This is a genomic window from Speluncibacter jeojiensis (genome assembly GCF_029589495.1).
GTDB classification, from domain to species: domain Bacteria; phylum Actinomycetota; class Actinomycetes; order Mycobacteriales; family Mycobacteriaceae; genus Speluncibacter; species Speluncibacter jeojiensis.
On sequence record NZ_JAAIVF010000004.1, the window covers coordinates 68752 to 87538 of the forward strand.

Below are 18787 nucleotides of genomic sequence, written 5' to 3' on the forward strand. Positions count from 1 at the left end.
TACCAGCGTAATGGTCGAAACCAACGGCGGTGATCGTAGGCTGGTGCTGTGAGTGACGACGAGCTCCCGACGCTGCGCGACCCCATCGTGGTGGCGGCCTTCGAAGGGTGGAACGACGCCGGCGACGCCGCCAGTGGCGCGGTCGAACACCTGGCGCTGATCTGGGAGTCCGATCCGCTGGTGGACATCGATTCCGAGGACTACTACGACTACCAGGTCAACCGCCCGATGATCCGCCAGATCGAGGGCGTCACCCGCGAGATCGACTGGCCCGCCACCCGATTGTCGGTGTGTCGGCCGCCCGGGTCGTCGCGCGACATCGTGCTGGTGCGCGGCATCGAGCCGAACATGCGCTGGCGCACCTTCTGCCACGAACTGCTGTCGATCTTCGAACGCGTGCAGGTCGGCACCGTGGTCCTGCTCGGTGCCCTGCTGGCCGACACCCCGCACACGCGGCCGGTGCCCGTCACCGGCAGCGCCTACAGCGGCGAGGCCGCCCGCAAGTTCAACCTCGAACAGACCCGCTACGAGGGGCCCACGGGCATCACCGGCGTCCTGCAGGACGCCTGCGTGCGCGCCGGTATTCCCGCGGTCATGTTCTGGGCCGCGGTCCCGCACTACGTGTCGCAGCCGCCGAACCCGAAGGCGATGGTCGCGCTGCTCGAGCGGGTCGAGGAGGTCCTCGACATCGAGGTGCCGCTCGGCGAACTCCCCTCCCAAGCCGAGGACTGGGAGGAGGCGGTCACCGAGATGACGCACGGCGACGAGGAGATCGCCGAATACGTGCGCACGCTCGAGGAGCGCGGCGACGCCGAAATCGACATGTCCGAGGCTCTCTCCAAGATCGACGGCGACGCCCTCGCCGCGGAGTTCGAGCGCTACCTGCGCCGGCGCGGACCGGGCGGGTTCGGGCACTGAACGCGCCCTGACCGGCCGCGACCGGCGCCGATGCGCCGCCCTCCCCTCGGTGCCTGGTGTGGGGTGTGCCCGCCAGGGCGCACCTCGCACCCGCTCCATCAGTTGGCTCCCGCAGCCGACCGAGATTCGGAGATTCATACACTTCCGTATCGGTCGGACTTCGACTATGATGATCATCATGTCGCCCGAATCCGCCGCGGCCCATCGCCCGCACCGCTACATCGACATCTACCGGCAGGCGCTGGCCGGGCTGGAGGCCTGCCTGCCCCACGGCTGGACGATCGCCTCGGACACCGCCCGCTCCCCCGCCGCGCCGAACCGCATCGTGGTCACCGCGCCGGATGACGAGGCGGTTTCCTACGCGGTCGTCGCGTCCCGTGGGGTGCTCAGCGGCGACGTCGCACGGATCGCGGCGGAACTGGGGTCCGGCGACCGCGGATTCGTCTGCGCCCACTACCTGTCCGATCCGGTACGCCGCCAGCTCGACGACCACCGGATCAGCTACGCCGACGCGACCGGCAACCTGAGCCTCGTCGCGGACCGCCCCGCGATCTGGGTGCGGAGCCGGGGCGCGGACGCGGATCCCTGGCGCGGCCCCGGCCGGCCGTCCGGTGTGTTCACCGGAGAACCCAGCGACCGCGTGGTGCGGGCACTGGCCGAACACGCCGGCGAGCTGACCGTCCCGGAGCTGATCCGGATCTCCGGCACCTCCACCGGCGCCGCCTACCGCGTCGTCGAGGTGCTCGAGGAGCGTGAACTGATCCGGCGGGTGCCGCGCGGCCCGATCACCGTGGTGCGGTGGCAGCCGATGCTGCGGGCCTGGGCCGACGAGCGGAAGCGTTGCGTCACAAGACAGTTCGCCGCCCGCGACGGACTGGAGGCGACGCTCCGCGCATTGGCCGGGAGCGCCGGTCTGGGCTATGCGGTCAGCGGTCTCGGCGCGGCCGAGGACCTGGGCGGTGCGCACCCGCACGGGGGCCGCCTGCAGCTGTACGCCGACGACGTCGACGCACTGGCCGCCGCATTGAACCTGCATCCGGTCGACCGCGACGGCGACGTCGTCGTCGCGACCCCCTGGTCCGCGGTGGTGTTCGACCGGTTGCGTCAGGGCACCGGCGGGCTCCGCCTGGTCGCGATGGGTCAGTTGTACGCGGACCTGCTGTCCGGACCGTTCCGCGACGAGGCCGCGGCCGACCGGTTGGGCGACCGTCTCGCCGCCGACGGATCCACCTGGCGCCGGCCCGTCCCGCGCTGACCGACCGCCTGGCCCGGCCGTCAGATCAGGCGCACACCCAGCAACGCGTCGACCGCGGCGGCCACCAGCGCCGGCGCGCCCTCGTCGCGGCCGCCGTGCTCGATCGCCTCGCGCGCCCAGCCGTCGACCGCGGCCAGCGCCTTCGGGGTGTCCAGGTCGTCGGCCAGATGCTGACGCAGTCGGGCGACCGTGTCCTGCGCGTTCGGGCCCGATGACAGCGACACCGCCCGGCCCCACCGCTCGAGCCGGTCCTGCGCCTGCGCGAGCACCGCGTCGGTCCAGGCTCGGTCTGTGCGGTAGTGCCCGGCGAACAGGCCCAGCCGGATCGCCATCGGGTCCACGCCCTCGCCGCGCAGCTTGGACACGAACACCAGGTTGCCGCGGCTCTTGGACATCTTCTCGCCGTCCAGGCCGATCATGCCGGTGTGCACGTAGTGCCGCGCGAAGCGGCGCTCGCCGGTCGCCGCCTCGGCGTGCGCGGCCGAGTACTCGTGGTGCGGGAAGATCAGGTCGCTGCCGCCGCCCTGCACGTCGAACCCCTCGCCGATCCGGTTCAGGGCGATCACCGAGCACTCGATGTGCCAGCCGGGGCGGCCCGGCCCGAACGGCGACGGCCACGACGGCTCGCCCGGGCGGGCGGCCCGCCAGATCAGCGCGTCGATCGGGTCCTGCTTGCCGGCACGGTCGGGGTCGCCGCCCCGCTCGGCGAAGAAGCGCTCCATGGTCGCGCGGTCGTAGCCGGACTCGTAGCCGAACTGCTCGGTGGCGTCGGCCCGGAAGTAGATGTCGGGGTACTCCGCGTCGTCGACGACGTAGGCGGCTCCGGAGGCCATCAGCTTCTCGACCAACTCGACGACCTCGTCGACCGACTCGACCGCGCCGATGTAGTCGCGCGGCGGGAGCACCCGCAGCGCCTCCATGTCCTCACGGAACAGCGCGGTCTCCCGCATGCCGAGCACGATCCAGTCCTCACCGTCGCGGGCGGCACGCTCGAACAGCGGGTCGTCGACGTCGGTGACGTTCTGCACGTAGTGCACGTCGTGGCCACCGTCGCGCCACATCCGGTTGACCAGGTCGAACGCCAGATAGGTGGCGGCGTGGCCGAGGTGGGTGGCGTCGTACGGGGTGATACCGCAGACGTACATGGTCGCGGTGGGTCCGGGAGTCACCGGGCGGACCTGCCGGTCCGAGGTGTCGTAGAGCCGGAGGGCGGGCCCCTCTCCGGGAACGGTGGGCACGTCGGTGTCGGACCAGGACTGCATGCGGCCAGCCTATGTGGTCGCACTCAGAAGGGGGGCCACGGGATCGGGTGGCCGAGACCGGGCATCGGCATCCGGCCGTGCGCGACAAGGTCCCGCGCCCGCTCCCCCAGCGCCGCCACCTCGGCGGCGCTGATCAGCTCGCCGAGCCCGCGCACCAGCGCGTCGTCGGGTCGGCCGAGCCGCGCCGACAGCCCGCGCATGTCGGCCAGCAACTCCGGCGGCACCGGCTTGCCCGCCCAGCCCCACAGCACCGTGCGCAGCTTGTCGTCGGTGTGCAGGCAGATTCCGTGGTCGACGCCGTACACGTGCCCGTCGGGCGTCTCGATGATGTGTCCGCCCTTGCGGTCGGCGTTGTTGATGATCGCGTCGAAGACCGCCATGCGCTGCAGCCGGCCGTCGTCGGCGTGCACGAGCGCCACCGGCTCGCCGTCGGCGTCGTAGGCCCGCAGCACCGGGAGCATGCCGTCGGCCACGGCGTCGACCGGGCACAGGTCGACCAAGTCCAGTCGGTCGTCGTCCGGCTCGCGGCCGTCGATCCACTGCTGCACCATTCCGGTGCCGAACGGGCCGTCGCGCAGCACGGTCAGCGGCACCACCGACCAGCCGAGCGCCTCGGAGACGCGGAAGGACGCGACCTCACGGCCGGCCAGCGAACCGTCCGGGAAGTCCCAGAGGGGGCGTTCACCGCGGATCGGCTTGTACACGCACCGGATCCGCGTCCCGTCGAGTTCCGCATCGCACACGAGCGTGGCGTTGCTGGCCGTCGTCAGGCGGCCGACGACGCTCAGCTCCCCGCGGGTGAGCAGGTCCCGGGTGGTCGTCACGGCCGGCTAGTCGCCCTCGTCCTCGGGCTCCGGCTCGGTCACCTGACCGAACGCCGTGCCACGCCGATACCCGTTGGTGCGCACACACATGTGTCCCTCCGGATCGAGCGGTTCCCCGCACAGCGGGCAGGGCGCCCGCCCGGCGGCGATGACCAGTTCGCTGCGGGCCGCGAACTCGCGGGCCTGCGCCGGGGTGAGGAACACGCGGACCGCGTCGGGTCCGTCCTCGGTGTCGTCGAGCACCACCGACTCGTCGAACTCGCCCTCGGTGACCGCGAGCAGTTCGACCACCACGGTGCCCGCGTCCGAATCCCAGCCCAGGCCCATCGTGCCCACCCGGAACTCGGTGTCGATCGGCATCACCAGCGGCCGGGTGTCCCCGACCGCGATCTCCTGCGGGGGGATCGCGGTGCCGAACCGGCGGTGGACCTCCTCGAGCAGGGCGCCGACGCGGTCGGCGAGCACCTGCACCTGCTGCTTCTCGAGCAGCACGCTGACCACCCGGGCATCGTGGACGGCCTGCAGATAGAAGGCGCGGTCACCGGGTTCGCCCACGGTGCCCGCGATGAACCGGTCTGGACTGCGGAAGATGTGAATGGCGCGTGGCATGGCACCTCCAATGTTATCCAGCTACCGGCGTCCGGTTGTCACAACCGGACCGTGGCGCGTCCGCTTCCCGACTCACACCGCACCTTCCCGCGTCACACCGCACCGCCGACCACAGCATCGGAGTCGCGTGCCGCGCCGCTCGTCTCCGCCTCGATGCGGGCGCCGTTGTGCGCCGGCGCCAGGCCCGACAGGTCGGAACCGGTGTCGTTCATGTGCAGCACGAACGGACGCGTCTCGGTGTAGCGCACCACGCTCACCGACGAGGGTTCCGCGACGATCCGCTGGAATCCGTCCAGGTGGGTGCCGAACGCGTCGGCCAGCACCGCCTTGATCACGTCTCCGTGGCTGCAGGCCACCCACAGCGTGTCGGCATCGTGCTCGGCGCGCAGGCGCGCGTCGTGCTCGCGGATCGCGGAGACCGCCCGCGCCTGCACCTGCGCGAGCCCCTCCCCGCCGGGGAACACCGCCGCCGAGGGGTGCTGCTGCACAACTCGCCACAGCGGCTCCTTGACCAGGTCCTCGAGCCGTCGGCCGGTCCAGTCGCCGTAGTTCACCTCGATCAGACGCTCGTCGAGGATCGGGGTGAGCGCCAGCGCGTCCGCGAGATGCTCGACCGTCTCCTGGCACCGCTGCAACGGCGAGGTCACCACCGCGGCGATCGGCAGACCCGCCATCCGGCCGACCAGACCGCGCGCCTGCGCGCTGCCCCGCTCGTCGAGCCCGACCCCCGGGCTGCGGCCGGCGAGCGTCTGCGAGGTGTTGGCCGTCGAACGCCCGTGGCGCAGCAGTATCACCGTCATGACCACCAGCGTAGGTGTGACCCGATCGGACGGCGTGGCATCACCGCACCCGAGGTGCAGTCCCGTTAATGTCCTGGACTTGTGGAGCTCCTGAAATGAAGTACGCGATCGTCGGCGACAGCGGCCTGCGGGTGTCCCGGGTCGGGCTGGGCACACTCACCTGGGGTCGCGAGACGGACGGCGACGAGGCGGCCGCGCAGCTGGCGGGCTTCGTCGAGGCCGGCGGCACCCTCGTCGACACCTCCCCCGGCTACGGGGAGGGCGCCGCGCAACGGGTGCTCGGCGAACTGCTCGGCGATGTGGTCCCCCGCTCGGCGGTCGTGCTCAGCGCGTCCTCCGGCATCGACAACGGCACGCGCGGCTCCGGCCAGCAGGGCCTGATCGACTGCTCCCGTCGGGCGCTGCTCGGCCAGCTCGATGGGACGCTGCGCGAACTCGGCACCGACCATCTCGACCTGTGGCACGTCGCCGGGTGGGACCCGATGACGCCGATAGACGAGGTGGCGGCCACCCTCGAATCCGCGGTGCTCGCCGGCAAGGCCCGCTATGTCGGCGTGCGCGGGCACCTGGGCTGGCAGCTGGCCACCCTCGCCGGCGCGGCGCGCGACTTCCCGCACTGCCGGCCGGTCGCCGCGCAGGCGGAATACTCACTGCTCTCCCGCGACATCGAACACGACCTGCTCGCCGCCGCCGACCACCACCGGGTCGGCGTGCTCGCGGCGGTGCCGCTGGCCCGCGGCGTGCTCACCGGTAAATACCGCGACGGCGTGCCCGCCGACTCGCGCGGCGCCAGCGACCAGCTCGCCGACGAGGTGCACGGCTATCTGCGCGGGTCGGCGGTGCGGGTCGTGGAGGCGGTCGCCACCGCCGCGGACGGCCTCGGGACCTCGCCGCTGGCCGTCGCGCTGGCCTGGGTCCGGGACCGGCCCGGGGTCGTCTCGGCGATCGTCGGCGCGCGCGACAGCGCCCAGCTGACCGGGGCCCTCGCCGCCGAGGACCTGGTGCTGCCGACGGCGATCGTCGCGGCACTCGACGACGTCAGCGCACCGTGACGGGGTGCCGGCCGGCCACGTTCGGCCGGCCGGCACCGCGCCGGGTCAGCTGATCGCACCCACGAACTGCGCGTTGTACAGCCGCGCGTAGGCACCCTCGCGCTCGAGCAGTTCGGCGTGCGTGCCCTGCTCGACGATCTGCCCCTTCTCCATCACCAGGATCAGGTCGGCGTCGCGGATCGTGGAGAGCCGGTGCGCGATGATGAAGCTCGTCCGGTCGCTGCGCAGCGCCGCCATCGCGTGCTGCACCAGCGCCTCGGTGCGGGTGTCGACCGAACTGGTGGCCTCGTCGAGGATCAGCAGCGACGGCTGCGCCAGGAAGGCCCGGGCGATGGTGATCAGCTGCTTCTGGCCCGCGCTGACGTTGCCGGCCTCCTCGTCGATGACGGTGTCGTACCCGTCGGGCAGGGTGTGCACGAAGCGGTCGACGAACGTGGCCTGCGCAGCGCGTTCGATGTCCTCCTCGCTCGCGTCCGGCCGTCCGTAGGCGATGTTGTCGCGAATGGTGCCGCCGAACAGCCAGGTGTCCTGCAGGACCATGCCGACCCGGCCGCGCAGGTCCGACCGGCGCATCTGCGCCACGTCGACCCCATCGAGGGTGATCCGTCCCGCGTCGAGTTCGTAGAACCGCATGATCAGGTTCACCAGCGTGGTCTTGCCGGCACCTGTCGGGCCGACGATCGCAACCGTCTGGCCGGGCTCGGCGACCAGCGACAGGTCCTCGATCAGAGGGGTGTCCGGTTGGTAGCGGAACGAGATGTGCTCGAACTCGACCCGGCCGCGGGTGGTAGGGCCCGGAGAGACCGGCACCTCGGGGTCCGGGGTCTGCTCCGGCTCGTCGAGCAGTTCGAAGACCCGCTCGGCGGACGCGGCGCCGGACTGCAGGCTGTTGGCCATCGACGCGATCTGGGTGAGCGGCTGGCTGAACTGCCGCGAGTACTGGATGAACGCCTGCACGTTGCCGAGCGACATGGACCCGTTCGCGACCTTCAGGCCGCCGATCACCGCCACGGCCACGTAGATCAGGTTCCCGACGAAACTCATCAGCGGCATGATCAGTCCGGACAGGAACTGCGCGCCGAAGCCGGCCTCGTACAGCTTCTGGTTGCGGTCGCCGAAGTCGCGCTCGACCTCGCCCTGGTGGCCGTACACGCGCACCAGCACGTGGCCGCTGTAGGTCTCCTCGATCTGCGAGTTCAGCCGGCCCGTCTCCATCCACTGCGCCTTGAAGTGGCGCTGGGACCGGCGGCCGACGATCGCGACGATGATGAACGAGATCGGCACCACGATCAGTGACACCCCGGTCAGGGTCGGCGAGATCACGAACATCATCGCCAGCACGCCGAAGACCGTCAGGACCGAGGTGACCAGCTGGCTCATCGTCTGGCCCAACGTCATCTGGATGTTGTCGATGTCGTTGGTGACGCGGCTGAGCAGTTCGCCGCGCGGCTGCCGGTCGAAGTAGCCGAGCGGCACCCGGTGCAGCTTCGCCTCCACCTGGGCCCGGAGCCGGTAGACGGTCCGCTGCACGACGATGTTGAGCAGGTACGCCCCCGCCCAGGCGAGCACGGAGGACAGCACGTACACGGCCATCGCCAGCGCCAGCACGTTCGCGACCGCGCCGAAGTCGATGCCGTGGCCCGGGGTGACGCTCATGCCCGACACCATGTCGGCGAAGGTCGAGTTGCCCTCGGCGCGCAGCGCGGCCACCGCCTGGTCCTTGCTGATGCCCGGCGGCAGCTGGCGGCCGATCACACCGGCGAAGATCAGGTCGGTAGCCCGGCCGAGGATCTTCGGCCCGATCACCGACAGCACGATGCTGGCGACGGTGACCGCCAGGATGCCGATCGCGCGGGTCTTCTCCGGACGCAACTGCTCGACGAGCCGCTTCATCGCGGCACGGAAGTTCTTCGACTTCTGACCGGGCGCCCCGGCGCCCATCGGCGCGCTCATGCGCTCAACTCCGCGGGCAGCTGCGAACGCACGATCTCGCCGTAGGTCGGGCAGGTGCGGACCAGCTCCTCGTGCCGGCCGAGGCCGACCGTCACCCCGTCCTCGAGGACCAGGATCTGGTCGGCATCGGCGATGGTCGACACGCGTTGACCCACGATGATCACCGTCGCTTCCGTCACGGTCGGGCGCAGCGCGTGACGCAGCCGCGCGTCGGTGCCCAGATCCAGCGCCGAGAACGAGTCGTCGAACACGTAGATCTGCGGCCGGCGGACCACGGCGCGCGCGATGGCCAGGCGCTGGCGCTGTCCGCCGGAGAAGTTCGTACCGCCCTGGGCGACGGGCGCCTCGAGGCCCTCGGCCAGCTCGGCCACGAAATCGTCGGCCTGCGCGATGCGCAACGCCTCCCACAGCTCCTCGTCGGTGGCGTCCCGCTTGCCGTAGCGCAGGTTGCTCGCGATCGTGCCGCTGAACAGGTACGCCTGCTGCGGCACCAGGCCGATCCGGGCGCACAGCTCGTCCTGGTCCTGCAGACGCACGTCGATGCCGTCGACGAGGACCTGTCCGCCGGTGACGTCGAAGAGGCGCGGGATCAGACCGACCAGCGTCGACTTGCCGGAGCCGGTGCTGCCGACGATGGCGGTGACCGTGCCCGGGGCGCAGGTGAGGTCGAGGTCGGTCAGCACCGGGGTCTCGGCGCCCGGGTAGCTGAACTGGGCGCCGCGCAGTTCGACGGTGCCGGTGCGCGTCGCCGGCGTCTGCGGCTGTGCGGGGCGGTCGACAGCCGGAACGGTGTCGAGCACCTCCTTGATGCGGTCGGCGCACACCGCGGCGCGCGGGATGAGCACGGCCATGACCGTGGCCATCAGCACCGCGACGAGGATCTGCATCAGGTAGTTCAGGAAGGCCGACATCTGGCCGATCTGCAGCGATCCGTCGTCGATCAGGTGCGCGCCGAACCACAGCACGGCGACGGAGGAGACGTTCACGATCAGCATGACGATCGGGAACATCAGCGCCTGGTAGCGGCCGATCTGCAGCGCGGTCTCGGTCAGGTCCGAGTTCGCCTTGGCGAACCGCTCGCCCTCGAGCGGTTCGCGCACGAACGCGCGCACCACGCGCAGACCGGTCAGCTGCTCGCGCAGCACCCGGTTGACCGCGTCGATGAGTTTCTGCATCTGCCGGAACAGCGGCACCATCCGGGTGATCACCAGCGTGATCGCGAGCAGCAGCAGCGGCACGGAGACGGCGAGCAGCCAGGACAGGTCGAGGTTCTCGCGCAGCGCCATCACGACGCCGCCGATGCACATCAGCGGGGCGGACACCAGCATCGTGCAGGTGAGCATCACCAGCATCTGCACCTGGTTGACGTCGTTGGTGTTGCGGGTGATCAGCGACGGGGCGCCGAAGGACGAGAACTCCTGGTCGGAGAATCCGCCGACGGCGTGGTAGATACCCGCGCGCAGATCGCGACCGAAGCCCATCGACGCGCGCGCGCCGAAGTACACCGCACCGATCGTGCACAGGATCTGGCCGAAGGTGATCGCGACCATCACCCCGCCGGTGCTCAGGATGAACCCGGTGTCGCCCTTCGCGACGCCGTCGTCGATCAGCCGCGCGTTCAGCGTCGGCAGGAACAGCGCGGTGATCGAGGCCGCGAGCTGCAGCACGATCACCACGGACAGCTGCAGGCGGTAGGGCCGCAGGTAGGTGCGCAGGACCGCGGTCAGCACGCCCCGCCCCCCGCTCGCGCACGGCGCACCGTTCGGAAAGTCATGGGCAACAGGCTAAACGTGATCCAGATCGCATGTCGTGGCGGCCTGGCGGTTTCCGGCCGGCGGAGGTCACCTGCCACCTCACATGCCATCGATTACCGAGCCGATCCGACTGAGGAAGGCCCGCACGGTCAGTCCGTCGCCGGGGGCCCCGTCGACCGGTTGGGCGTCGGCGACCGCGTCACGCACGACGGCGACCACGCTGCGCTCATCGGACAGGTCGACCTCGCGGACCGAGCACTGCGCGACCGCTTCGACGTCGTCCTGGCCGGGGACGGGCGAGCGCACGTCGGCGCGGTAGATCTCCAGGTGCAGGGTGCTGCGCCGCACCCGGAACGCGTAGGTGCGCCCGTCGCCGGTGCGCCCGAAGCCGTGTGCGTGCGGGCCGGTGGACAGGTCGTCGATCGTGAAGTCCTGCTGGTCACCGTCGTGGAGGAATTCCGCGCTGTCGCTCATCGAACTGTTCCGCTCCTTCTGCCGGGTGCTCGGCCGGCCGACGTGGCATCTGACCGCGATTCTTCACCGGCAATTCTTCCCCGGCAGGGACCGCCGGTCACGCGCACCCCGGCAATGCTGCGCGGGGCCACGGCCGATTCACATCCGGATCACACTCTCGAACCGGGCACCTGTCCACATGCGCCGGAGCGGCGTCAGGGATGCTTGTGGATACGCCCGGGATCGAACGGGCACCCGAGCGTGTGCCCGGACCGGCACAGGTGGACGAACAGATGGGGTGACGAGGTGCGGGTGAGCGGACGGCTCATGACTGCGGCGACGGCGCTGGTCGCCGTGGCGCTGGTGGCGGGATGCTCGACGGACGAGGCGAGCCGGGTCCCGACGCGCGAGCCGGCCACCCCGGCGTCCGCGCCTGCGGTGACCGCTCCCCCGGTGGGCACGGTCTTCGGCAACGGCGTCGCGGTGTCGTCGACGGTTGTCGACCCGGCCTCGCACACGCTGGTCGTCGCGGCGACCGCGCCGAACCGGCTGCTGATGTTCGACACCACCGACCCGGCCCGTGCGCCGCGCGAGTACCCGCTGCCCGCGCCGGCCGGGCAACTGTCGGTCGCCGACGGCCAGGTGCTGGTGCCGCTGCCAGGGCGGCTGGAACTGGTCGACGTGAGCAACGGTTCGCGGCGGCTGGGCCGTATCGACGGCGACGGCCGCGACGCGACCGCACTGCCGGGCGGCGGCTTCGCGGTCGCCACTTCCGACGGTGACGTCGACGTCCTCGACCAGTACCTGGCGAAGCAGCGCACCCTGACCGGCCTGGTGTCGGCCGACTCGATCGTGGCGGTCGGCAACCATCTGGCCGTCCTCGACCGCAAGCAGACCTCGATCACCCAGTTCGACGCGGACACCGGCAAGAACCAGGGCTCGCTGCGCGTGGGCGACGGCGCCACGAACCTCGCGGTCGCGCGCAACGGCGCGGTGCTGGCCGCCGACACCGCGGGCAACCAGTTGATGGTGTTCGGTGTCGACCCGCTGCTCGAGCGGCAACAGTTCCCCGTCACCGGCGCCCCGTATGGCATCGTCTACGACGACAAGGCCCAGCTTGTCTGGCTGACGCTGACCGGCACCAACGAGGTCGTCGGATACGACATCACCACGGGCACCCCGGTCGAGAAGCAGCGCTTCCACACGGTCCGTCAGCCGGATTCGGTGGCGGTCGACCCGGCCACCGGCGACCTGTACGTCGCGTCCGCCGCGGGCGACGGGATCGAGCAGATACCGACGAAGGGGTAGTCGTGACCGATCCGCATCACCAGGGCGCGCACCATCCGCACGCGGGCACCGCGCGGCGGGCTCGCAAGCCGGCGCCCCGGCGCCGGACCCCCACCGACTGGGACACCAGCTCGCCCGAGTACGAGTTCCTGCCGCTGCGGCTGCCCCCGGACGTGACGCGGATCAGCGCGTCGATGCGGTTGTCCATCCAGGCCGAGTTCGGCGGCTGGGAGCTGTCCCGGGTGCGCCTGTACACCGACGGCAGCCGCCGGGTCCTGCTGCGCCGCAAACGTCCACCACAGCCCGCCGCATCGTCGGCCGTATAGGAGAGAAGCGATGTACCGCCTGCTGCTCCGGGTGATGTTCCTGATGTCGCCGGAACGCATCCACCACCTCGCGTTCCGCGCGATGCGCCTGGTCACCGCGTGGGGCCCGCTGCGCGCGCTGGTCGCGCGAGTGCTGGTCGTCGACGATCCGGTGCTGCGCACCCGGGTCCTCGGACTGGACTTCCCCGCGCCGCTGGGCCTGGCCGCCGGATTCGACAAGGACGCCGCCGGCGTCGACGTCTGGGGCGCGCTGGGCTTCGGCTACGCCGAGGTCGGCACGGTCACCGGACAGGCCCAGCCCGGCAATCCGCAGCCGCGGCTGTTCCGGCTGCCCGCCGACCGTGCCCTGATCAACCGGATGGGCTTCAACAACCACGGCGCCGGCGCGGCCGCGAACCGGTTGCGCCGCCGCGGCACCGCCGTGCCCATCGGCGCCAACATCGGCAAGACCAAGATCGTGCCCGCCGCGGAGGCGGTCGGCGACTACCTGCACAGCGCGCGCCTGCTCGGGCCGCTGGCGGACTTCCTGGTCGTCAACGTCAGCTCGCCGAACACCCCGGGACTGCGCGATCTGCAGGCCGTCGAGTCGCTCCGGCCGCTGCTGTCCGCGGTCCAGGACGCGGTCGACGTGCCCGTCCTGGTGAAGATCGCTCCCGACCTGTCCGACGAGGACGTCGACGCGGTCGCCGACCTCGCCGTCGAGTTGGGTATCGCGGGGATCGTCGCCACCAACACCACCATCGGCCGCTCCGGCCTGCGCACCCCGGACGCCGAGGTCCGCGCGATCGGTGCGGGCGGGCTGTCCGGGGCGCCGGTCGCCGAGCGGTCGCTCGAGGTGCTGCGGCGCCTGCACGCCCGGGTCGGTGGCCGGATCGTGCTCATCTCCGTCGGCGGCATCGAGACCGTCGATCAGGCGTGGGAACGCATCCTCGCCGGGGCGTCGCTGATCCAGGGCTACACCGGCTTCATCTACGGCGGCCCGTTCTGGATGCGGCGCATCCACCGCGGCCTGGCCGCGAAGGTCCGCGAGGGCGGCTTCGACTCGATCGCCGACGCCGTCGGCGCCGGCCCCCAGGGAGCGAGCAAGCGATGACCATCACCGACGAGCAGCGGATCGCCGTCGCGCGCAGTTACCTCGACGCGCTGGTGAGCCACGACGCCTCCGCCGTGCAGTTCGCGGCCGATGCGGTGCGTTACGAGGTCGGGGTCAAGACCGGCCGGTCGGGCGCGCACCTGCGGCGCAGCCTCGAGCGCGGGCCGCAGTTCCGGGTGATCGGCGGGATCCGCGAGTTGACGGCCACCGTCACCGGCGAGGTGGTGCACACCCACTATCTGCTCGACACCTCGGTGTTCGGGCGAAACCTCGTGGTTGCCGAGATCGACGAGACCTTCGTGGTCCCCGACGATCTGGTCATCCACCGCATCGACGCGAAGATCCGGCCGCGGCTGGGCGCGTCGCTGCGCCGGCACGCGAACTGAACCTCCGCGAGAACCGACACGGGGCCGGCGCGGGTGATCCCGCGCCGGCCCCGTGCGCTGCGGCTATCTCTGTTCGTAGGTGCCGACGATCGTCGCCCGCGCGATCGCGTGCATGAACAGGTTGAACCCGAGGTAGGTCGGGGTCGCCTCCGCGGGCAGTCCCAGCGACTCGACGTCCAGCGCGTGCACGGCGACCCAGTAGTGGTGCGGGCCGTGACCGGCCGGCGGGGCCGCGCCGATGTACCGGGCGGCGCCGGCATCACCCTTGAGTTGCAGCGCTCCCGCGGGCAGGCCCGAGCCGTCGTCGTCGCCCGCGCCGGCGACCAGCGATGTCACGCTCGCCGGGATGTCGGCGACCGCCCAGTGCCAGAAACCGGCGGCGGTCGGCGCGTCGGGGTCGTACACGGTGATCGCGAAACTCTTCGTCCCCGCGGGGAAGCCGCTCCAGGAAAGCTGCGGCGAGACGTCCTGACCGCCTGCGCCCATGATCCCGCTGACCTGCGCTTTGGCCAGCGGACCGCCGTCGGTGATGTCGGCGGAGGTCAGCGTGAACGTCGGCAGCTGGGGCAGATCGGCGTACGGATTGCGTGACATGGAGGGCCTTTCGTCGAGTCGTGTCGGTGCGGACGGGATGGTGCGGTTCAGCAGTGCAGCAGGAAGTGTTCGAGCACGTCGGTGCCGAACTTCAACGCGTCGACCGGTACCCGCTCGTCGACGCCGTGGAACAGCGCCGCGAAGTCGAGGTCCGGCGGCAGTTGCAGCGGTGCGAAGCCGAAGCAGCGGATCCCGATGCGCGCGAACGCCTTCGCATCGGTGCCGCCGGAGAGCATGTACGGCACAGTCCGGCCGTTCGGGTCGTGTGCGAGGACCGCGGCGTTCATCGCGTCGACCAGGTCGCCGTCGAAGGTGGTCTCGTAGGAGTCCAGGCGGGTGATCCATTCGCGTCGCACGTGCGGGCCGAGCAGCTCGTCGACCTCCCGCTCGAACGCGGCCTGCCGGCCGGGCAGCACCCGGCAGTCCACGACCGCCTCCGCCGTCTGCGGGATCACGTTGGCCTTGTAGCCGGCCTTGAGCATCGTCGGGTTCGCGGTGTCGCGCAGGGTCGCCCCGACGATGCGGGAGATGCTGCCGAGCTTCGCGAGCATGCCCTCGATGTCCGGTGAGCGGGGGTCGAAGTCCAGGCCGGTCTCGTCGCCGACGGCCCGCAGGAACTCCGCGACCGAGTCGGTGACCACCAGCGGGAACGTGTGGTTGCCCAGCCGGGAGACGGCGTCCGCGAGCAGGGTCACGGCGTTGTCCTCGTGCAGGAACGAGCCGTGGCCCGGGCGCGCCGTGGCGGTCAGCCGCATCCAGGCGAGGCCCTTCTCTGCGGTCTCGACCACGTACAGCCGACGTTCGGTGCCGTCGGGCCGGGGCACGGTCAGCGAGAATCCGCCGACCTCGCCGACCGCCTCGCTGATGCCCTCGAACAGGTCCGGCCGGTTGTCCACCAGCCACTGCGAGCCGTACTTGCCGCCGGCCTCCTCGTCGGCGAGGAAGGCGAACACCAGGTCCCGCGGCGGCACCACACCGCCTCGTTTGAACCGGCGCGCCAGCGCCAGCATCATGCCGACCATGTCCTTCATGTCGATGGCGCCGCGGCCCCACACGTAGCCGTCCGCGACCGCACCGGAGAACGGGTGCACGCTCCAGTCGGCGGGCTCGGCGGGGACCACGTCCAGGTGCCCGTGCAGCAGCAACGCGCCGCGGCTGCGGTCGGCTCCCGCCAGCCGCGCGAAGACGTTGCCGCGGCCCGGCGCGCCCGACTCGACATAGGTGGTCTCGTACCCCACCTCCTCGAGTTGCGCGGCGACCCACTCGGCGGCCTCCCGTTCACCGCGCGTCGTCTCGAGCTCGCCGGTGTTGGAGGTGTCGAAGCGGATCAGCGCGCTGACGAGGCCGACCACCTCGTCCGTCGCGAGGGGATTCGCGCCGCCTTCGTTCGCGGGGACAGGGCTCGGGTGGACGCGGCCGGGCAGGTCGTGATCGGGTTCGGGCACCACCCTTTCCTACCACCGACCGGACCGCCGTCGAAACACCGCGACGCGGCCGTCCGGTCGCGTCGCGACCACCGCGTGAATCGCCCCGAAAGCGCCTCCTACCGGGCGATTTGGGGCTGGCCGAACCCATCGGCTACGCTGATCCAGCACGCCGGAAGCGGCGCGCGAACAGTGTGCATGCGCGAGTGGCGGAATGGCAGACGCGCTAGCTTGAGGTGCTAGTGTCCTATTAATGGACGTGGGGGTTCAAGTCCCCCCTCGCGCACTCTGAGTTGAGACAGACGACGAAGGCTCCGGCCCCGCAAGGGACCGGAGCCTTCGTCGTTGTGCCGGTTGGTCGTTGCGCTGCTCGCCCCGTCCGGCGGATCTCATTCGACCAGTCCGCGCCGCATGCCCTCGGCGACCGCGGCCGCCCGGTCCCCGACGCCGAGTTTCTCGTAGAGCCGCTGGGCATGGGTCTTGACGGTGCTGGCCCCGATGAACAGTTCGGCCGCGGTCTGCGGGATGGTCAGTCCGCGCGCGAATGCGTGGAGCACCTCGCTCTCGCGCGGGCTGAGTGTGGGACCACGGGGTTGCGAACGGGCCCGGATCTCACCGGCGAGGGTCGCACCGAGCTCGACGGGGATCACCGTCTGTCCCTTGGCGGCCCGGACGACCGCGTCGACGATCTCGCCGCGGCCGGCGTCCTTGCCGAGGTATCCGGCCGCGCCCTCCTCGATCGCGTCGAACACGACCGCGCTGTCGGTGATCGCCGAGAGCAGCACCACACGGGTGGGCAACCGGTCGCGGACCACCGCGTGCAGCACCGCGATGCCGTCCAGCCCCGGCATCTGGTAGTCGACGAGCGCCACGTCCGGCTGCTCGCGGCGGATCGCCTCGACCGCCTCGAGCCCGTCGCCGGCCTCCGCCACGACGTCGATCCGCCCGCTGCCGGCGAGTCCCCGTGTCACCCCGTCGCGGAAGAACGGATGGTCGTCGGCCACCACCACCCGCACCCGCCGATCCGTCGCCATCCGCAGTCCCACCTGCCGCTCATCGTCCTCGCCGAAGTCCGCAACACCAGCCGGTCAGCCGCTTCAGTCTAGGCTCCACGGGACCCGCAAACTGCTAGAATCCGCGGCATCAGTGCAGGTAGAAGCGTTGCCGTGACTTCTGCACGCGATGGGGAGGCAGCGATGTCACTGGTACCCGCGGACCTCGGCGACAGTCCCGATCTCGGGCGCATCGTGCTCGCGCACGCCAACCGCGGTGTCCGCCTGCAGCTGGTGCTGCGCGGGGGGCTGGTGGTCTTCCTCGCCGGCACGCTGGCGTGGGTTCCGCCGAACAGTCCGATCGCGCCAGCCTGCTGGGCGATCCTCGGCTGCTATGCGGCGTGGACGGTCGCGCTGATCGTGGTGGCGCGTTCGGTCGGCCCGGCGACGGTGGACCGCATGTGGCTCACGTTGTTCGTCGACCTGGCGGTCGTCGCCGCGCTGGTGCTGCTGACCGGCCTTGCCGCGCAGCAGAGTTGGACCGCCGACACCCTCGGGTATGCACTGTTCGTGATCCCGGTCCTCGCCTGCACCCAGCTGAGGCCACTGGTCTGCTTCGGCGTGGTCGCGCCGACGGTGGTGGTGTTCCTGCTCAGCGCGTGGGCCACCGACGACGCCAACGCGCAACCGTGGTCGTCCATCGCGATGAGCACCCTCGCGATGGCGCTTTTGTCGGCCGGGGCCGTGCGGCTCTCGGCGATCCAGCGGTCGCGGGTGCGCACCATCGGCCGGCTGGCGCGCGACCGCAGCGCGCTGCTGCTCGAGCTGATCGGGCTCGAGCAGCGTGAGCGCCGGTCGCTGTCCGAGCAGTTGCACGACGGCGCGCTGCAGTATGTCCTCGCGGCCCGGCACGATCTGGCCGAACTCCACCACGGCCCGGACCCGGAGTTGCTGGCCCGGGTCGAGCACGCGCTCGCCGAGACGTCCACGTTGCTGCGCACGACGGTCTCGGAATTGCACCCCGCGGTGCTCGAGCGGCTGGGGCTGGCGCGGGCGCTGCGGGATCTGGCGCGGGCCACCGAGGCGCGCGGCGGCTTTCCCACCGAGGCGCGGATCGCGGCGTGGCCCGACGCGTTGCACACCGATGTCGACGATCTGCTGTTCGCCGCCGCCCGGGAACTGCTGACGAACGTGGTCAAGCACGCGGGCGCGTCGTCTGCACGGGTGACGCTCGAACGGGACGGCGACGACGCGGTGCTCACGGTCGCCGACGACGGCCGTGGCATCGCGGCCGAGGCGCGCGAGAAGAGCCTGGCGGGCGGCCACATCGGCCTCGCCTCGACCGAATTGCGGGTGGTGGCCGCGGGTGGCACCTTCCGGGCCGGACCGGGGCCGCGGGGTGGCACCGTCGTGTGGATCGGGGTGCCGCTGACGGTCAGGCCGGTGGCGGTCGGCGCACGGTGACCGGTCCGGTCACCAGACGCTGATCGACAACGACGAGCCTGCGCCGGTCGCGTTGGCGTTCACCGCGACGGTGCGGCCGTCCTTGTCGGCGAGCAGCGTCGAGGTGGTGACGCCCTCGTAGATGGGGGTGATCTCCCAGCCCGCGGCCGCCAGCCGCGCCCGCTGCCCGGCAGTCACCTCGCGCACCGAGTCCGCCGTGTGCAGCAGCGCGAACCACCGGGTCTCGACCAGCGCGACCGCGGGGCGGTAGACCGGGAGTTCGAAGGCGGTATGCGGGGCTTGGATGGTCGGCGCGGTCATGGGTGTCCTCCGGGAAGTCGGTGGCCCCCGTCGTGGGGCCG

At 71.4% G+C, this 18787-nt stretch carries 19 protein-coding genes and 1 tRNA gene; 9 read left to right on the forward strand and 11 right to left on the reverse strand.

Translation table 11 applies throughout. The features are described from left to right. Nucleotides 1-48 precede the first annotated feature (48 nt). Nucleotides 49-918, forward strand: coding sequence for a PAC2 family protein (locus tag G4X40_RS13550; RefSeq protein WP_277833223.1), 870 nt, complete (start codon nt 49-51; stop codon nt 916-918). A 178-nt stretch (nt 919-1096) separates the two neighbouring features. Beyond that, nucleotides 1097-2173: a helix-turn-helix domain-containing protein gene (locus tag G4X40_RS13555; RefSeq protein ID WP_277833224.1), complete on the forward strand. Its 1077-nt coding sequence runs from the start codon at nt 1097-1099 to the stop codon at nt 2171-2173. 20 nt (nt 2174-2193) lie between these two features. Here the strand turns inward: G4X40_RS13555 and mshC are convergent, their stop codons facing one another. From mshC to G4X40_RS13575, 4 genes are all read right to left on the reverse strand, one after another. Further along, nucleotides 2194-3435 (reverse strand): cysteine--1-D-myo-inosityl 2-amino-2-deoxy-alpha-D-glucopyranoside ligase, encoded by a 1242-nt coding sequence (mshC, locus tag G4X40_RS13560; protein ID WP_277833225.1) that lies wholly within the window; start codon nt 3433-3435, stop codon nt 2194-2196. A gap of 23 nt (nt 3436-3458) precedes the next feature. Then, the gene (locus G4X40_RS13565; protein WP_277833226.1) at nt 3459-4259 is read right to left on the reverse strand and encodes an SCO1664 family protein; all 801 of its coding nucleotides are present in this window, start codon (nt 4257-4259) and stop codon (nt 3459-3461) included. 6 nt (nt 4260-4265) lie between these two features. Beyond that, nucleotides 4266-4868 (reverse strand): DUF3090 domain-containing protein, encoded by a 603-nt coding sequence (locus G4X40_RS13570; protein WP_277833227.1) that lies wholly within the window; start codon nt 4866-4868, stop codon nt 4266-4268. 92 nt (nt 4869-4960) lie between these two features. Continuing rightward, nucleotides 4961-5668, reverse strand: a complete 708-nt coding sequence (locus G4X40_RS13575; protein ID WP_277833228.1) for a histidine phosphatase family protein — start codon at nt 5666-5668, stop codon at nt 4961-4963. A 95-nt stretch (nt 5669-5763) separates the two neighbouring features. On the opposite strand from G4X40_RS13575, the gene G4X40_RS13580 reads away from it, so the two are divergent. Then, nucleotides 5764-6720: an aldo/keto reductase gene (locus G4X40_RS13580; protein WP_277833229.1), complete on the forward strand. Its 957-nt coding sequence runs from the start codon at nt 5764-5766 to the stop codon at nt 6718-6720. 45 nt (nt 6721-6765) lie between these two features. On the opposite strand, the gene G4X40_RS13585 is transcribed toward G4X40_RS13580, so the two are convergent. The 3 genes from G4X40_RS13585 to G4X40_RS13595 form a co-directional block, all read right to left on the reverse strand. After that, on the reverse strand, nt 6766-8673 hold the full coding sequence (locus tag G4X40_RS13585; protein WP_277833231.1) for an ABC transporter ATP-binding protein: 1908 nt from the start codon (nt 8671-8673) through the stop codon (nt 6766-6768). Continuing rightward, a complete protein-coding gene (locus G4X40_RS13590; protein WP_277833232.1) occupies nt 8670-10403 on the reverse strand; it encodes an ABC transporter ATP-binding protein in 1734 nt (577 codons plus the stop codon). Before G4X40_RS13590 ends, G4X40_RS13585 begins: the two co-directional genes overlap by 4 nt. A 123-nt stretch (nt 10404-10526) precedes the next feature. After that, nucleotides 10527-10901 (reverse strand): hypothetical protein, encoded by a 375-nt coding sequence (locus tag G4X40_RS13595; RefSeq protein WP_277833233.1) that lies wholly within the window; start codon nt 10899-10901, stop codon nt 10527-10529. A 306-nt stretch (nt 10902-11207) separates the two neighbouring features. On the opposite strand from G4X40_RS13595, the gene G4X40_RS13600 reads away from it, so the two are divergent. The 4 genes from G4X40_RS13600 (at nt 11208) to G4X40_RS13615 (ending at nt 13972) form a co-directional block, all read left to right on the forward strand. Then, nucleotides 11208-12188: a YncE family protein gene (locus tag G4X40_RS13600; protein ID WP_277833234.1), complete on the forward strand. Its 981-nt coding sequence runs from the start codon at nt 11208-11210 to the stop codon at nt 12186-12188. A gap of 128 nt (nt 12189-12316) precedes the next feature. Further along, nucleotides 12317-12493: a DUF5703 family protein gene (locus G4X40_RS22970; RefSeq protein ID WP_408642213.1), complete on the forward strand. Its 177-nt coding sequence runs from the start codon at nt 12317-12319 to the stop codon at nt 12491-12493. A gap of 10 nt (nt 12494-12503) precedes the next feature. Further along, complete coding sequence (locus G4X40_RS13610; protein WP_277833237.1) at nt 12504-13586, forward strand: quinone-dependent dihydroorotate dehydrogenase; 1083 nt, start codon at nt 12504-12506, stop codon at nt 13584-13586. Beyond that, complete coding sequence (locus G4X40_RS13615) at nt 13583-13972, forward strand: hypothetical protein (RefSeq protein WP_277833239.1); 390 nt, start codon at nt 13583-13585, stop codon at nt 13970-13972. Before G4X40_RS13610 ends, G4X40_RS13615 begins: the two co-directional genes overlap by 4 nt. Nucleotides 13973-14035: 63 nt before the next feature. On the opposite strand, the gene G4X40_RS13620 is transcribed toward G4X40_RS13615, so the two are convergent. Together G4X40_RS13620 and G4X40_RS13625 are read right to left on the reverse strand one after the other, a co-directional pair. Beyond that, nucleotides 14036-14566: a YbhB/YbcL family Raf kinase inhibitor-like protein gene (locus G4X40_RS13620; protein WP_277833240.1), complete on the reverse strand. Its 531-nt coding sequence runs from the start codon at nt 14564-14566 to the stop codon at nt 14036-14038. 47 nt (nt 14567-14613) lie between these two features. Beyond that, nucleotides 14614-15918, reverse strand: coding sequence for a M20/M25/M40 family metallo-hydrolase (locus tag G4X40_RS13625; RefSeq protein WP_408642214.1), 1305 nt, complete (start codon nt 15916-15918; stop codon nt 14614-14616). 272 nt (nt 15919-16190) lie between these two features. Here G4X40_RS13625 and G4X40_RS13630 point away from each other — a divergent pair. Then, a tRNA-Leu gene (locus G4X40_RS13630) sits at nt 16191-16276 on the forward strand. A 103-nt stretch (nt 16277-16379) separates the two neighbouring features. Here the strand turns inward: G4X40_RS13630 and G4X40_RS13635 are convergent. After that, nucleotides 16380-17024, reverse strand: a complete 645-nt coding sequence (locus G4X40_RS13635; protein WP_277833244.1) for a response regulator — start codon at nt 17022-17024, stop codon at nt 16380-16382. Nucleotides 17025-17186: 162 nt separating this feature from the next. On the opposite strand from G4X40_RS13635, the gene G4X40_RS13640 reads away from it, so the two are divergent. Further along, nucleotides 17187-18446, forward strand: a complete 1260-nt coding sequence (locus G4X40_RS13640) for a sensor histidine kinase (RefSeq protein ID WP_277833245.1) — start codon at nt 17187-17189, stop codon at nt 18444-18446. Between the two features lie 9 nt (nt 18447-18455). Here G4X40_RS13640 and G4X40_RS13645 read toward each other — a convergent pair whose 3' ends face one another. Then, nucleotides 18456-18746 carry a hypothetical protein gene (locus G4X40_RS13645; RefSeq protein ID WP_277833247.1) on the reverse strand — a complete coding sequence of 97 codons (291 nt, stop codon included), beginning with the start codon at nt 18744-18746 and terminating at the stop codon, nt 18456-18458. Between the last annotated feature and the right edge of the window lie 41 nt (nt 18747-18787).

Bases quoted from the DNA above. Each gene is read 5' to 3' on its own strand.
- G4X40_RS13555 (WP_277833224.1), top strand. From the start codon at position 1,097: ATGTCGCCCGAATCCGCCGCGGCCCATCGCCCGCACCGCTACATCGAC.
- mshC (WP_277833225.1), bottom strand. From the start codon at position 3,435: ATGCAGTCCTGGTCCGACACCGACGTGCCCACCGTTCCCGGAGAGGGG.
- G4X40_RS13570 (WP_277833227.1), bottom strand. From the start codon at position 4,868: ATGCCACGCGCCATTCACATCTTCCGCAGTCCAGACCGGTTCATCGCG.
- G4X40_RS13575 (WP_277833228.1), bottom strand. From the start codon at position 5,668: ATGACGGTGATACTGCTGCGCCACGGGCGTTCGACGGCCAACACCTCG.
- G4X40_RS13580 (WP_277833229.1), top strand. From the start codon at position 5,764: ATGAAGTACGCGATCGTCGGCGACAGCGGCCTGCGGGTGTCCCGGGTC.
- G4X40_RS13585 (WP_277833231.1), bottom strand. From the start codon at position 8,673: ATGAGCGCGCCGATGGGCGCCGGGGCGCCCGGTCAGAAGTCGAAGAAC.
- G4X40_RS13595 (WP_277833233.1), bottom strand. From the start codon at position 10,901: ATGAGCGACAGCGCGGAATTCCTCCACGACGGTGACCAGCAGGACTTC.
- G4X40_RS13600 (WP_277833234.1), top strand. From the start codon at position 11,208: ATGACTGCGGCGACGGCGCTGGTCGCCGTGGCGCTGGTGGCGGGATGC.
- G4X40_RS13610 (WP_277833237.1), top strand. From the start codon at position 12,504: ATGTACCGCCTGCTGCTCCGGGTGATGTTCCTGATGTCGCCGGAACGC.
- G4X40_RS13615 (WP_277833239.1), top strand. From the start codon at position 13,583: ATGACCATCACCGACGAGCAGCGGATCGCCGTCGCGCGCAGTTACCTC.
- G4X40_RS13620 (WP_277833240.1), bottom strand. From the start codon at position 14,566: ATGTCACGCAATCCGTACGCCGATCTGCCCCAGCTGCCGACGTTCACG.
- G4X40_RS13635 (WP_277833244.1), bottom strand. From the start codon at position 17,024: ATGGCGACGGATCGGCGGGTGCGGGTGGTGGTGGCCGACGACCATCCG.
- G4X40_RS13640 (WP_277833245.1), top strand. From the start codon at position 17,187: ATGTCACTGGTACCCGCGGACCTCGGCGACAGTCCCGATCTCGGGCGC.
- G4X40_RS13645 (WP_277833247.1), bottom strand. From the start codon at position 18,746: ATGACCGCGCCGACCATCCAAGCCCCGCATACCGCCTTCGAACTCCCG.